The organism is Streptomyces sp. HUAS 31 (genome assembly GCF_028198125.1).
Classification (GTDB): Bacteria; Actinomycetota; Actinomycetes; order Streptomycetales; family Streptomycetaceae; genus Streptomyces; species Streptomyces chartreusis.
Map to the genome: position 1 here is coordinate 4293089 of NZ_CP116353.1, position 12628 is coordinate 4305716.

Genomic DNA, 12628 nt, shown 5'->3' on the forward strand with positions numbered 1-12628 from the left:
TCGTATGACTCCCGGGAGCCGGAAAGTCGCCGTGGTCGGAGTGGCCCTCTCCGACTGCGGACGGGTCGACGACGCGACGCCGTACGCCCTGCACGCCCAGGCGGCCCGCCGCGCGCTGGCCGACGCGGGGCTCGGCCGCGAGGTGGTGGACGGCTTCGCGTCCGCCGGTCTCGGCACGCTCGCCCCCGTGGAGGTGGCCGAGTATCTGGGGCTGCGCCCCACCTGGGTCGACTCCACGTCCGTCGGCGGCGCCACCTGGGAGGTCATGGCGGCCCACGCGGCGGACGCGATAGCCGCAGGGCACGCGAAGGCGGTGCTGCTGGTGTACGGCTCGACGGCCCGCGCGGACATCAGGGCCGGCCGGCGGACCGGGAACCTGTCCTTCGGCTCCCGCGGCCCGCTGCAGTTCGAGGTGCCCTACGGCCACACCCTCATCGCCAAGTACGCCATGGCCGCCCGCCGTCACATGCTCGAACACGGCACGACGATCGAGCAGTTGGCGGAGGTCGCCGTGCAGGCGCGGGCGAACGCCGCCCTGAACCCCGAGGCCATGTTCCGCGACCCGATCACCGTGGACGACGTCCTGTCGGGCCCGATGATCGCGGACCCCTTCACCAAGCTGCACTGCTGCATCCGCTCCGACGGCGGCGCGGCGGTACTGCTGGTCGCCGAGGAACTCGTACGGGACTGCCGTACCGCGCCCGTGTGGGTCCTCGGGGCCGGGGAGCACGTCTCGCACTCCGCGATGTCCGAGTGGCCCGACTTCACGACCGGTCCGGCGGCGGTCAGCGGACGGCTCGCCTTCGAGCGGGCGGGCGTGCGGCCCGAGGAGATCGACTTCGCGGAGATCTACGACGCCTTCACCTACATGACGCTGGTGACGCTGGAGGACCTCGGCTTCTGCGAAAAGGGCGAGGGCGGGGCGTTCGTGGAGAAGGGGCGGCTGCTGGTGCGGGGCGGGGAGCTGCCGGTGAACACCGACGGGGGCGGGCTTTCCGCCCAGCATCCCGGGATGCGCGGGCTGTTTCTGCTGGTGGAGGCGGTGCGGCAGCTGCGCGGGGAGGGCGGGGAGCGTCAGGTGCGGGGGCCGGACGGGCCCGGTGAACTGCCCCGTCTGGCGGTGGCTTCGGCCACGGGGGGATGGTTCTGCTCGTCGGGCACGTTGGTACTGGGGAGGGATTGAGACGTACGTCGACCCGACCGGGAGGAACCGGCATGGCACTGACCCGCGAAGAGCGTGAAGAGTTCCTGGCAGAACCCCACATCGCCGCGCTGGCGGTCGACGCGGGCGCCGGGCGCGCGCCGCTGACCGTGCCGATCTGGTACCAGTACGAACCCGGCGGCGACCTGTGGATCATGACCGGCCTCGACTCCCGCAAGAACGAGCTGATCCAGGCGGCGGGCCGGCTGTCCCTGATGGTCGACCGGACCGAACCCACGATCCGGTACGTATCGGTGGAGGGCCCGGTCGTCAGCACCGTCCCCGCCACCCTCGAACGGCTGCGGGAGCTCGCCGCCCGCTATCTCCCGGCCGAGAAGGTCGACGGCTATGTCGACTTCGCCTGGAAGAACCACGGCGAGCAGGTGGTCGTGCACGTGCGGCCCGAGCGGTGGGTGTCGTCGGACCTCGGTCAGGTGTGAGCGGGCGCCGCGCGTGACAATCGGGGCATGGGAACGGATCTTCATGACTTGCTGAGGTCGCTCCGGGTGTGGGACGTCGAGCTGCCGTCCTTCGACCCGTCGGCCGCGCCCGCCGACCCGCTCGCACTGTTCACGGCCTGGTTCGCCGAGGCGGTCGAGGCCGGACAGGTGGAGCCGCACACGATGTCCCTCGCCACCGCGGACGAGGCCGGGCTGCCGGACGTACGGACCGTGATGATGCACGGCGCCGACGCGTCCGGCTGGTCCTTCGCCACGCACGTGGGCAGCAGCAAGGGCCGTCAGCTCGCCGCCCGCCCGCACGCGGCCCTCGGCTTCTACTGGCCCGCGCAGGGGCGCCAGGTGCGGCTGCGGGGCCCCGTGACGGCGGCCCCGTCCGCGGAGTCCCAGGCCGATCTGCACGCCCGCTCCACCGGCGCGCTGGCGGCGGCCCTGACCGGCCGCCAGAGCGAAGTCCTCGGCTCCCTGGAGGAGTTGGCGCGCGAGTCGCAGGCGGCCTGGGAACGCGCCCAGGACGAGCCGGACGCCCCGGTCCCGTCCTGGACGCTGTACCGCCTGCGCCCGGTGGAGGTCGAGTTCTTCCAGGGCGACGCGGCCCGCCGCCACGTACGGCTGCTGTATCGCCGTGCGGAGGAGGGGTGGGCGAAGGAACTGCTGTGGCCCTGAGCTGCTCCGGCAACGCCACGGTTCAGCCGCGCCCCTGAAGGGGCGCGGGGAACTCGCGACCGGCCACGACGTCCCCGCAGCCGACCGACGGCCTACCGCGGCACCACACCTCGCGGCGTCGGCAGCGGCAGCGAGTTCGCGCGCTCACGGGCGGCCGGCGCCGCCTTGCACGTCGCGTCCTTCGCCGGCAGCTTCCCGGTGGTCAGATAGGCCGTGGCGGTCTTGTCCGCGCAGGACTTGGAGCCGTAGATGCCGTGCCCGACACCGCCGAGGACGGTGACCATCTTCGAGCCCTTCATCACGCGGCGCAGGCCCTGGCCGCTGGCCAGCGGGGTCTGGGAGTCCCACTCGTTCTGCAGGATCAGCGCGCCGACCTTGTTGTCGACCTTGGTGGCGGGCTCGCTGCCGTTCTTCTTCCAGAACGCGCACGGCATGATGTTGGAGACGAAGTCGCCGTACAGCGGCCACTTGGCCTTGTCGCGGATCGCGTCGCTGCGGTATTGCTCGGGATCGCGCGGCCAGTTGCGGGTGTCGGCGCAGACGACGGACCAGAAGCCGGCGGTGCCGTTGTCCGCGGGCACCGCCCGGGCGAACGACGGCGGGGTCTGCGAGGGCGTCCGGTCCGCCCGGTCACCGGAGGTGGGCCGGCCCGCGGCGGCGTTCTTCAGCTGGACGACCCACTCGGCGGCGTCGCGCACGCTGAAGAACGTGGCGCGGCCGAAGGAGCGGACCTCGTCGCCGTTCAGCTTCATGCCTTCGAGCTCGATCGGCTTGCGGTCGGCGCGGGCGACCAGGTCGTAGAAGGTCTTGCGGACCGCCGCGGGGGTCCTGCCCAGCTTGTACGTGGAGTCTCGCTCGGCGGTCCACTCGGTCCACCTGGTGAAGGCGGGCTCGGTGCCCTCCGCCCAGATCTGGATCATGCCGCGCCAGATCCGCGCGGGGTCGACGGCGCTGTCCAGGACGATGCGGTCGGAGCGCCCCGGGAACAGCTGCGTGTAGACCGCGCCGAGGTAGGTGCCGTACGAGTACCCCAGGTAGTTGATCTTCTTCTCGCCGAGCACGGCACGGATGACGTCCATGTCCCGGGCGGTGTTGCGGGTGGTGATGTGGCGCAGCTTGTCGCCCTGCTTCGCGTCGCACTTCTCGGCGACGGTCCGCGCCCACTTGACGTCCTTGGCGAACGTCGCGGCCTTGTAAGGCCGTTCCCAGTTCTGCTCCGCGTCCGTCAGGCCGCAGCCGACGCCGGAGCTCTTGCCGATGCCGCGCGGGTCGAAGCCGACGAGGTCGTACTTGGCCTTCACGCTCTTCGGCAGTTCGCCCGCCATCATCTGCGGCATGTCCAGGCCCGGACCGCCGGGTCCGCCCGGGTTGAGCAGCAGCACACCGCGTCGCTCGGTCCTGTTGCCCGTCTTGATCCGCGAGATCGCGAGGTCGAGCTTCTTGCCGTCGGGGCGGCTGTAGTCGAGGGGCACCTTGATGGTGGCGCACTGGAAGGAAGCCGGTGTCGTTCTGTCGCAGCGGTGCCAGGACGGGGCCTGCCGCAGGTACCGGTCAAGGGGATTCGCCGCGGCGGACGCCGTGGCCGGTGCGAGCGCGGGGACGAGGGTGGCGACGACGCCGGCCGCCAGGACGGGAGCTATTCGACTGCTTCGCACGTGGGGGGTCCTCGGGGTTGTTGCGTATGGGACGCATCAACCCTTTCGTGCGGTGGAGTTGGGCGAATCCATCGATGAGGCGGATCTGGTCCGTCCATGGACGGACGGCCGCGCGCGCCGGATGGTCCCCGAGTCGCACAACCGAGCCCCGCTCCGCACCGTCTCCTTCAAGAGGCCACCGACCGGAGAACGGCGCGCGGGTGGGCGCGCGGGTGGGCGCCGAGCTGGAGGCCCCACCAGCGCCTGGGCCGCCGGGGCGAGGCCCGGCCCACGCTTTGGCCGCCGAAAGTCAGCGGCCCCGCCCGCCGCCCCGCGCGGGGGTGCCGCGCTCAGAGGCCCGCCCCGCACTCATGGACGCCGCGCTACTACGAGCCCCGGCCTCACCGGAAGTCGTAGGCGGCGAAGTCGGCCACCGCCCGGTATCCGATGCGCTGGTAGAGGCCGTTGCTGGTCGGGTTGTCGAGGTCGGTGAAGAGCAGCACCTCGCGTACGCCGGAGCCGAGCACCGCCCGGGTGACCGCGGCGGTGACCGCGCCCGCGTAGCCGCGTCCGCGCAGCGGGGCCGGGGTGTAGACGGGCGCGACCCGGACCTGCCCGGCGACCTCGGGCGTCACGCCGGCCATGGCGAGCGGGGTGCCGTCCTCGCCCTCCCAGAAGGTGACGCCGCCGTAGGAGATCCGCGAGTCGGCCCACGCCCCGGCGTCCCGCGCGGCGACATGGCCGACGGCCTCGACGAACTCGCCGTGCCAGCGCGTGAGCTGGTCCCGGTCCGCCGGGCCCACGACCCGTGCGCGGCCGGCCGGGACGGGCTGCGGCACGGTCAGGTTGCCGAGCCGGTACAGCCGCTGGCGCTGGCCGACCGTACCCCGGGCGCCCGCGTGCCGACGCCAGGCCGCGCTGAAGGCCTCGGCGGTCTCGCGGGCGGCGATGACACCGGGGACCGCCTGGCCGAGGCCGACGAGATGCGCGGCGAGGGAGTCGGCCTCCTCGGGGGTGAGGGGGGTGACGTTCAGGTGGTAGGGCGGGGTGCGGAAGTAGGCGGCCCGTACCTGCCCGTCCAGCTCCAGCGCGCCGAAGACGGGTGCCTCGCCGCCGTACGCGCGCAGCCCGTTCGTGCGCAGCGTCTCGGTCACCGTCAGGGGGACGGTGTGCAGATCGGGTCGTGAGCGCAGGAAGCCGCCGGCGTGAGCGAGAAAGCCGGTGAGGTCCTGGGTGGAGTACCAGTCGTCCGGGCGCATGCCTCATGATCCCTCGTACGGGAGGGGGTTGCGCACCCGATTTCCGCGGTGGACACGAACCCGACACAAGAGACCGGGCTCAGCTGCCAGGTCGGGGGCCATCAGCGAACCGCTCTACGGGTTGACGTCGGGATCCGTGGCCAGCCGGGCGTGCAGGTGCATGTCCCGGTAGGCGTCGTGCCGCCCCGCCTCCCACATGGCGCCCCGCAGGGTCCCCTCGTAGCGGAAACCGCACCGCTCGGCGATACGGCAGGACGGCTCATGGCCGACGGCGTGGTCGAGTTCGAGGCGGTGCAGGCCGAGTTCGGTGAAGGCGAAGCGGGCGGCGAGGGCGAGCGCGTGGGTGGCCACGCGGCGGCCCCGGGCCTCGGGGAGCACCCAGTAGCCGACGCGGGCGGAGCTCATGACCCGGTTGATGACGTTGACGCCGACGTGCCCGAGGGTCGCACCGGTCGCGGCGTCGGTGACCCGGTACGCCGCCGAGGTGCCGTCCTTCGTGTGCTCGGCGGCGGTGCGCAGGGAGTCGCGGGCGCTGTCGAGATCGGTGGTGATCCGCAACGGCGTGTTCCAACGCCGGAACTCCGGATCGGTACGCCCCCGGAACCACGCCTCGAGATCCCCCTCGGACGCCACGTCCCAGGGCCGCAACCGCAGACCGTACCCATTCAGCTCGGGGAGGGGACGGAGGTGAGGCTCAGGGTGATGCGATCCGCCGGCGATGGTCATGGACTCATTGAAACCGCCCGGCGATCAACTCCGCACCGCTTCGGCCCGGAACACCGGCACGCCGTCCCGGAAGGCGACCTCCAGTTCCGTCCCGGCCCGCAGCAGTCCGGGGTCCGGGCAGTCGACGAGTTCGGTCATCATGCGGGGACCCTCGGTGAGATCGACGACGGCGGCGACGTACGGCGTCCGTTGTCCGAAGGGCGGCAGGTCGTTGCGGTGCACGACGGACCAGGTGTAGAGGGTGGCGCGGCCGCAGGCCGGTTCCCAGACGACGTCCTCGCTCCAGCAGTGGGGGCAGAACTCGCGGGGGTAGTGGTGGGCGCGTCCGCAGGCTTGGCAGCGGCGGATCAGCAGCCGGCCCTCCGCGGCGGCGTCCCAGTAGGTACGGGTGAAGGCGTCGGCCTCCGGAAGGTCGTGGCGCAGCTCGCTCATCGAAGCGGTCCCCATCTCTCGCGCCCCGGCCGGGTCAGAACAGCCCCAGCGCGTTGTCCACCGACCACGACTGCCAGGACATCCCGAACAGCGCGACCACCGAGATCAGCGCCATCATCGAGTTCTGCCCCTGCTCGGCCCAGTCGTGGATCATCAGGACGAGGTAGAGAAGGTTGAGCAGCAGCCCGCCGACCAGGGCGATCGGGGTCAGGAACCCGAGGACGAGCCCGAGTCCGAGGGCGAGCTCCGCGTAGAGGACGACGTACGCCATGGTCCGCGGCCGGGGCTTGACGAAGACGTCGAAGCCGGATCGTACGGCGTTCCAGCGGTGCTTGGCCGCCACGTCGGCCGCCCAGGAGATCCCCGCCCCCTCGAACCAGCTCTTCTTGTCCTTGTGCCGCCAACTCTCCAGCCACCACAGCCCGAGGCCTATGCGGAGCACGGCCAGCCATTCCGCACCTGTGAGCCAGATCGCGTCCATGGATCTGACGGTACGTCAGATAAAGGGGACCTGACAATCGCCTGTGCGTCCGTGATGAGTCCGACAGAATTGTTGGCAATTTCGTCGGCACACGATTACGTTCGCTGTCGCAAGGACCCAGGAAGCAGTCAGGGAAGCCGTAGCAGCCGAGGAGAGTCCGCCGTGAAGCACAGGGCAGTCAAGCGCAGGAGCGTGGTCATGGGGATCGGGGCGACCGCCGGGGTCGCTGCGGCCGGCGGCATCGCACTGACCGCGCAGGCGTCGAGCGGGACGGGTGCGTCGTCCGGTGGTCCCGGGGCCGCGGGGGTGGCGTCGTCGGACGCGCTCGCCTTCGACAAGGACGCGTACACCACGCTGAAGACCACGATCACCGACGCCGACGGTGCCGACCACGAGGTGGAGTACCGCTTCTACAAGGCCATCACGTACGTCGCCGCGCCGGTCGACGAGAAGTACCAGTGCCTGAACGTCAGCGTGCCGGTCCGGATCGACGGCACGGCGGTGGACGCGACGGACGCGACGGTCCTCTTCGCCAACTCGGTGGGCGGCTACATGCCGTCGTCGGTTGCGGACGCGACGGGTGTGGGCGGGGGTGGGGCGACGGGGATGCCGGGCGGCGGCGCTCCCGGCGCGTCGGCCTCGCCCTCACCGCCCTCCTCGGCCTCACCGTCCTCCTCGGCCTCGGGTGAGGTGGCGTCCGGCGGCAACGGCATGGTGAACGCCCAGGGCGGGATGGTCAGCCTCCCGAAGCTGGCGCTGGCGGCGGGGTACGTGGTCGTCGAACCCGGCGCCCGCGGCCGTACGCTCGTCGACGCCGACGGCACGTACTACGGCGTCGCCCCCGCGGCGATCGTCGACCTCAAGGCGGCGGTCCGCTACGTGCGTTCCAACAAGGGCCGCATACCCGGCGACGTCGACCGCATCGTCTCGTCCGGCACGAGCGCGGGCGGCGCGCTGTCCTCACTGCTCGGCGCGTCCGGCGACAGCCCGCTCTACGAGAAGCCGCTCGCGGCGATCGGCGCGGCCGACGCGAGCGACGCGATCTTCGCGACCGGCGCGTGGTGCCCGATCACCGACCTTGAGCACGCGGACGGCGCCTACGAATGGAACTGGGGCTCGAACCCCACGAGTTCCGGCGCCACCGTGGACCAGGCGGTCTCGAAGCAACTCCGGTCGCAGTTCGCCGAGTACCAGGCATCGCTGAGGCTGAAGGGCCTGAACGGCTTCGGCGCCCTCACGGCCCGCAACTACGACGAGTACCTGGTCAGGCAGTACATGGAGCCGTCGGCGACCCGCTACCTGGCGGCCCTGTCCGACGCCGACCGGACGACGTACCTGGCCGCGAACACCTTCATCGCCTGGTCCGGCGGCAGGGCGCGATTCTCCTGGGCGGACTTCCTGACCCACGTCGGCGCCCGCAAGAAGTCGACGCCGGCCTTCGACGCGTTCGACCTTTCGGCGGGCGAGAACAACCTCTTCGGCAAGGGCTCCACCAAGGCCCGCCACTTCACCCTCTACAGCCTCCGCCACGAAAGCGGCGGCAGCGCCCGCCTCGACAGCGACCTCCCCGCGACGCTGCACCTGATGAATCCGATGCCCTTCCTCACCCAGAAGCCCAACCCCACCGCACCAAGCACTGGTGGATCCGCCTCGGCACGAAGGACTCCGACACGTCCCACACGGTCTCCGCCAACCTCGCCGCCGCCGCGAACGCCCTCGGCGACGAGGTCGACCACCTCTACTACTGGGACGAGGGCCACGGCGCCAACTCGGACCCCGGCGACTTCATCAAGTGGATCGCAAGGATCACCAACCACACCCCGAAGACCAGGTAGACACCACTCAGACCCCCTACCGCCCCTTAGTCGGTGTCGAGCTGGTGGTCCGCCCAGACGTAGCCTTCGGGGAGCAATTCGGCGATGGGGACGGCTCTGGCGCGGTCTCCTTCGCCGACGATGACCTTGAGGGCGGGGAAGTAGTCGAGGAGGACCTGTCGGCAGCGGCCGCACGGGGGGACAACCCCTCGGTCGCGGTCGCCCACGGCGACGATCGTGTCCAGGTCGTAGGCGCCCTGGGCGGCTGCCGCACCGATGAGGACCAGCTCGGCGCAGGGGCCGCCGGTGAAGTGGTAGGCGTTCACCGCGGTGATGACGCGACCGTCCTGGGCGCGGGCCGCGGCTGCCATGGTGTGGTTGTCGCCCCGGCAGCGAGTACGGGCGACATCCGCTGCGGCCTGGATGAGTTCGTGGTCGACGGGGTGGGTCTGCGCGGTCATCTTCTCTGCCTTCGTCAGGTGTCAGCCGACGCTGACCCGCGCGACCAGGGCTCGCAAGCGAATATCGCCGGTGTGCCGTCGAGGCCCCACCCCGGATCGAGGGGTGGGGCCGCTGTTCTACGGTGCGGGCTCGTAGGTGACCGTCGTCGCCGGGCAGGCATCCGCGAGTTGGGTGAGGGCCTCGCGTTCCGTCGCGTCGGCCGTCAGACCCCAGCGGAGCTTCGTCGAGATCCACTCCGAGGCGTACCGGCAGCTGACCTCGACCGTCGGCGGCAGCCACTCCGCCGGGTCCTGGTCCGCCTTGCTGCGGTTCGAGGCCGCGGAGACGGCGACCAGGGACGGGTTCACGGCGAGGTCATTGGCGTACGACTCACGTCGCTCGGCGGTCCATTGGGACGCCCCGGAGTCCCACGCCTCGGCCAGCGGCACCATGTGGTCCACGTCCAGCGCCGACGCCGAGGTGAGCCACTTCGAGTCGTAGTACGACCACCAGCGCCCGCCCGAGAGCTTGCAGCCCGGCAGGATCTCGGGCTTGTCCACGGCCTCCGCGAGCAGCACCTCCGCCCGGGTGTTGCAGCCGTCTCCGGGGATCCGGCCGGCGTTCCAGTGCCTGAAGCTCGTGCGCTCGTAGCCGTCCCGCATCTCCGCGGCGACCGGAAGGAGCTGGACCGAGGTCGCGATCGGGAACGTGTACGGGTCGAGGGAACGATCCTGCGCCTGGGCGGGGGTGGGTGCCGCAAAGGGCACGAGGAGAAGTGCGGCCGTCATCGCGGCTCGCCTGATGTTCTTGATCACACATCGTAGGATTGACCGCCTATAACTCGTTCGAGGGATTCGACTCGAACGAATGAGCCATGTGGATGCGTGAGTTCACCGGACGAGTGAGCCCCAGGGCGCATCTCCCGGGGCTTCTTCCGATGCACAACCAGCCGGCGGCTTCCTGCGCCCCCGACCGGCCGACGGCATCCTCCGACGCACGACCGGCCGAGGGCTTCCCCGCCCCCGGCCGACCTGCGGCCCCCAACCGCCCCTCGGGCGCCCGCCCCACCCCCGGGCGCCCGCTCCCCGCAACCGTCACGCCGCCGTCTTCACCCCCGACCCGTTCCCCTCCCGCACCGGCTCCGCCACCACCCGGCGCCGCCGGGCCAGCGTGCCGACCGCCGGGTTGGCCACGCCCCACGCCGCCCCCTTGCAGATGAGTTCCTTGTAGACGGCGGCGAGTCGTCCCGTCAGTGCCGCGCTCACCGCGCGGTCGTCGGCGGTGACGTACTGGATGAGACCTTCCTTGCGGCCCAGCGAGATGCACTGGTTGAAGTAACGCACCGGCGTGGTCGGCACCTTCGCCCCGGTCAGCCGCGCCGCGATGGCGTCGGCGGCCTGCCACGCGGTCGGGACACCCGACGCGCACGACATCCGCAGCGGCTTGTCGCCGGGGCCCATCACCATGGCCGCGTCGCCGATGGCGTACACCTCGGGGTGCGATACCGAGCGCATGCTCCGGTCGACGACGATCTGGCCGGTGCCGTTGACCTCCAGGGTCGTGGCCTGCGCGATCGGGTGGACGGCGAAGCCGGCGGTCCAGACGGTCACCGCGGCCGGGACGACCGCGCCGTCGGCGGTGGTGACGTGGTCGGCCTCGACGGCGGCGACGGCGGCGTCCTCGTGGACCGTGATCCCGAGGTTGTCGACGACCTTCCGCAGGTGCCGGCGCCCCTTGGGCGAGAGCCAGTCGCCGAGGCAGCCGCGCACGGCGAGCGCGACGTCGAGGTCCGGGCGGGCCTCGGCGATCTCGGTCGCGGCCTCCACGCCGGTGAGACCGCCGCCGACCACGACCACGGGCTGTCCGGCGCCCAGGCCGGCGAGGCGTTCGCGCAGGCGCAGTGCCCCGGGACGGCCGGCGATCTCGTAGGCGTGCTCGGCCGTGCCGGGCACACCGTGGTCGTTCCAGCCACTGCCGAGGGCGTACACGAGGGTGTCGTACTCCAACTCCTCGTACGCCGGCTCCTGGTACGCCGGCTCCTCGTACCCCAGTCCCTCGCGCCCCAGCCCCTCGGCCTCGGCGGCCCCGTCCACGGCGACCACGCGGACCGTGCGGCGGTCGACGTCGACGCCGGTGACCCTGCCGAGCTTCAGCGCGACGCCGGTCCCCGCGAACATCTCGCTGAACGGCCGCGGCTTCAGCGACTGCCCGACCGCGAGCTGGTGCAACCGCACGCGCTCGACGAAGTCGGGCTCGCTGTTGACGAGGGTGATCGCGACATCGTCACTGTGCAGTCGCTTGGCGAGACGTCCGGCGGCGGTGGCTCCGGTGTAGCCGGCCCCGATGACGACGATGCGGTGCTGCATGTCCGTGCTCCTGTCTCTTCAGCGGATTCGCCCCTTGAACCGAGCGGCCCACCGATCCCTGACAGGTGTGCGATGTGAAGCACGTCACATCGCACAGACCCACTGCGCTCCGACCCATTTCGCCGGGCCGCCGGCCTTCCCGCCGCCGCCCCTCGACCCGCCCCTCAGAACACGCTGAGCAGCAACGGCTCCCCGCGGTCCTCCGCCGCCCAGACCCTGGTCGCCCGTTCGAGCTTGTCGGGGTTGACCTGGTTGCGGAACCCGGCGATGCCCTCGGGCGTGACCTCCAGGCACATGACGCCGATGACGCGGCCGTCGAGCACCGCCAGGACGGCCGGGTCGCCGTTGGCGAACGAGCCGTAGATCTGCGGCGAGCCGCCGGTCAGCACCCGCTTCGCCTTGCTCGGCTTGAACAGGCCCCGCATGAACTTCGCGACCGCGAGCGCACCCTCGAACGCCCTCGCGCGGGCCGGGACCTTCCCGCCGCCGTCGCCGATCGCGATGGAGTCCTGGGTGAGCAGCCGGACGAGCGGCTCGGTCCGGCCGCTGGTGGCGGCCGCGAGGAACTCGTCCACGATCCGCCGCGCGGTGGCCTCGTCCACCTCGGTACGGGCCCTGCCCTCCGCGACATGCTTCTTCGCGCGATGGAAGATCTGCTGGCTGGCCGCCTCGGTGATGTCGAGGATCTCGGCGATCTCCGCGTGCCGGTACTCGAAGGCCTCCCGCAGCACGTACACCGCCCGCTCGTTGGGCGACAGCCGCTCCAGCAGGACGAGTACGGCGTACGACACCGACTCGCGCTGTTCGGCGGTGTCGGCCGGGCCGAGCATCGGGTCCCCGGCGAGCAGCGGCTCGGGCAGCCACTGGCCCACATAGGTCTCGCGCCGCGCACGGGCCGAAGTGAGCTGGTTCAGGCACAGGTTGGTGAGCACCTTGGTCAGCCACGCCTCGGGGACCTCGATCCGTGCGACGTCGGCGGACTGCCAGCGCAGGAACGTCTCCTGCACGGCGTCCTCCGCCTCGCTCGCCGAGCCGAGCAGGCGATAGGCGATGGCCTCCAGGCGGGGCCTGGACGCTTCGAACCGGTCGACGTCGTTCATGGTCAGGGCCATGACGCCGGATCCTAACTCCCGCACCGCCGACCGCATCA

At 71.5% G+C, this 12628-nt stretch carries 12 protein-coding genes and 1 pseudogene; 4 read left to right on the plus strand and 9 right to left on the minus strand.

Going from position 1 to position 12628, the window contains the following annotated elements:
* Positions 1-4 precede the first annotated feature (4 nt).
* Genes PGH47_RS18865 through PGH47_RS18875 form a run of 3 tightly spaced genes read left to right on the plus strand, consistent with a single transcriptional unit; the run spans position 5 to position 2325 of the window.
* Positions 5-1183, plus strand: a complete 1179-nt coding sequence (locus tag PGH47_RS18865; RefSeq protein ID WP_271664410.1) for a thiolase C-terminal domain-containing protein — start codon at positions 5-7, stop codon at positions 1181-1183.
* A 32-nt stretch (positions 1184-1215) separates the two neighbouring features.
* The gene (locus PGH47_RS18870; protein WP_271664411.1) at positions 1216-1641 is read left to right on the plus strand and encodes a pyridoxamine 5'-phosphate oxidase family protein; all 426 of its coding nucleotides are present in this window, start codon (positions 1216-1218) and stop codon (positions 1639-1641) included.
* Positions 1642-1668: 27 nt separating this feature from the next.
* Positions 1669-2325 carry a pyridoxine/pyridoxamine 5'-phosphate oxidase gene (locus PGH47_RS18875; protein ID WP_271664412.1) on the plus strand — a complete coding sequence of 219 codons (657 nt, stop codon included), beginning with the start codon at positions 1669-1671 and terminating at the stop codon, positions 2323-2325.
* Positions 2326-2417: 92 nt separating this feature from the next.
* Here the strand turns inward: PGH47_RS18875 and PGH47_RS18880 are convergent, their stop codons facing one another.
* From PGH47_RS18880 to PGH47_RS18900, 5 genes are all read right to left on the minus strand, one after another.
* Positions 2418-3980, minus strand: a complete 1563-nt coding sequence (locus PGH47_RS18880) for an alpha/beta hydrolase (RefSeq protein WP_271664413.1) — start codon at positions 3978-3980, stop codon at positions 2418-2420.
* 380 nt (positions 3981-4360) lie between these two features.
* On the minus strand, positions 4361-5218 hold the full coding sequence (locus PGH47_RS18885; RefSeq protein WP_271664414.1) for a GNAT family N-acetyltransferase: 858 nt from the start codon (positions 5216-5218) through the stop codon (positions 4361-4363).
* 114 nt (positions 5219-5332) lie between these two features.
* The gene (locus PGH47_RS18890; protein WP_271664415.1) at positions 5333-5944 is read right to left on the minus strand and encodes a GNAT family N-acetyltransferase; all 612 of its coding nucleotides are present in this window, start codon (positions 5942-5944) and stop codon (positions 5333-5335) included.
* 24 nt (positions 5945-5968) lie between these two features.
* The gene (locus PGH47_RS18895) at positions 5969-6376 is read right to left on the minus strand and encodes a Zn-ribbon domain-containing OB-fold protein (RefSeq protein WP_271664416.1); all 408 of its coding nucleotides are present in this window, start codon (positions 6374-6376) and stop codon (positions 5969-5971) included.
* 34 nt (positions 6377-6410) lie between these two features.
* Positions 6411-6857: a DoxX family membrane protein gene (locus PGH47_RS18900; protein WP_271664417.1), complete on the minus strand. Its 447-nt coding sequence runs from the start codon at positions 6855-6857 to the stop codon at positions 6411-6413.
* A 198-nt stretch (positions 6858-7055) separates the two neighbouring features.
* On the opposite strand from PGH47_RS18900, the pseudogene PGH47_RS18905 reads away from it, so the two are divergent.
* Positions 7056-8692, plus strand: a pseudogene (locus tag PGH47_RS18905) (subtype B tannase).
* A 26-nt stretch (positions 8693-8718) separates the two neighbouring features.
* On the opposite strand, the gene PGH47_RS18910 reads toward PGH47_RS18905, so the two are convergent.
* From PGH47_RS18910 to sigJ, 4 genes are all read right to left on the minus strand, one after another.
* Positions 8719-9132: a cytidine deaminase gene (locus tag PGH47_RS18910; protein WP_271664418.1), complete on the minus strand. Its 414-nt coding sequence runs from the start codon at positions 9130-9132 to the stop codon at positions 8719-8721.
* A gap of 117 nt (positions 9133-9249) precedes the next feature.
* Positions 9250-9927, minus strand: coding sequence for an HNH endonuclease family protein (locus tag PGH47_RS18915; protein ID WP_271664419.1), 678 nt, complete (start codon positions 9925-9927; stop codon positions 9250-9252).
* 279 nt (positions 9928-10206) lie between these two features.
* Positions 10207-11478 (minus strand): NAD(P)/FAD-dependent oxidoreductase, encoded by a 1272-nt coding sequence (locus PGH47_RS18920; RefSeq protein ID WP_271664420.1) that lies wholly within the window; start codon positions 11476-11478, stop codon positions 10207-10209.
* 164 nt (positions 11479-11642) lie between these two features.
* A complete protein-coding gene (sigJ, locus tag PGH47_RS18925) occupies positions 11643-12590 on the minus strand; it encodes an RNA polymerase sigma factor SigJ (protein WP_271664421.1) in 948 nt (315 codons plus the stop codon).
* Positions 12591-12628: the final 38 nt, after the last annotated feature.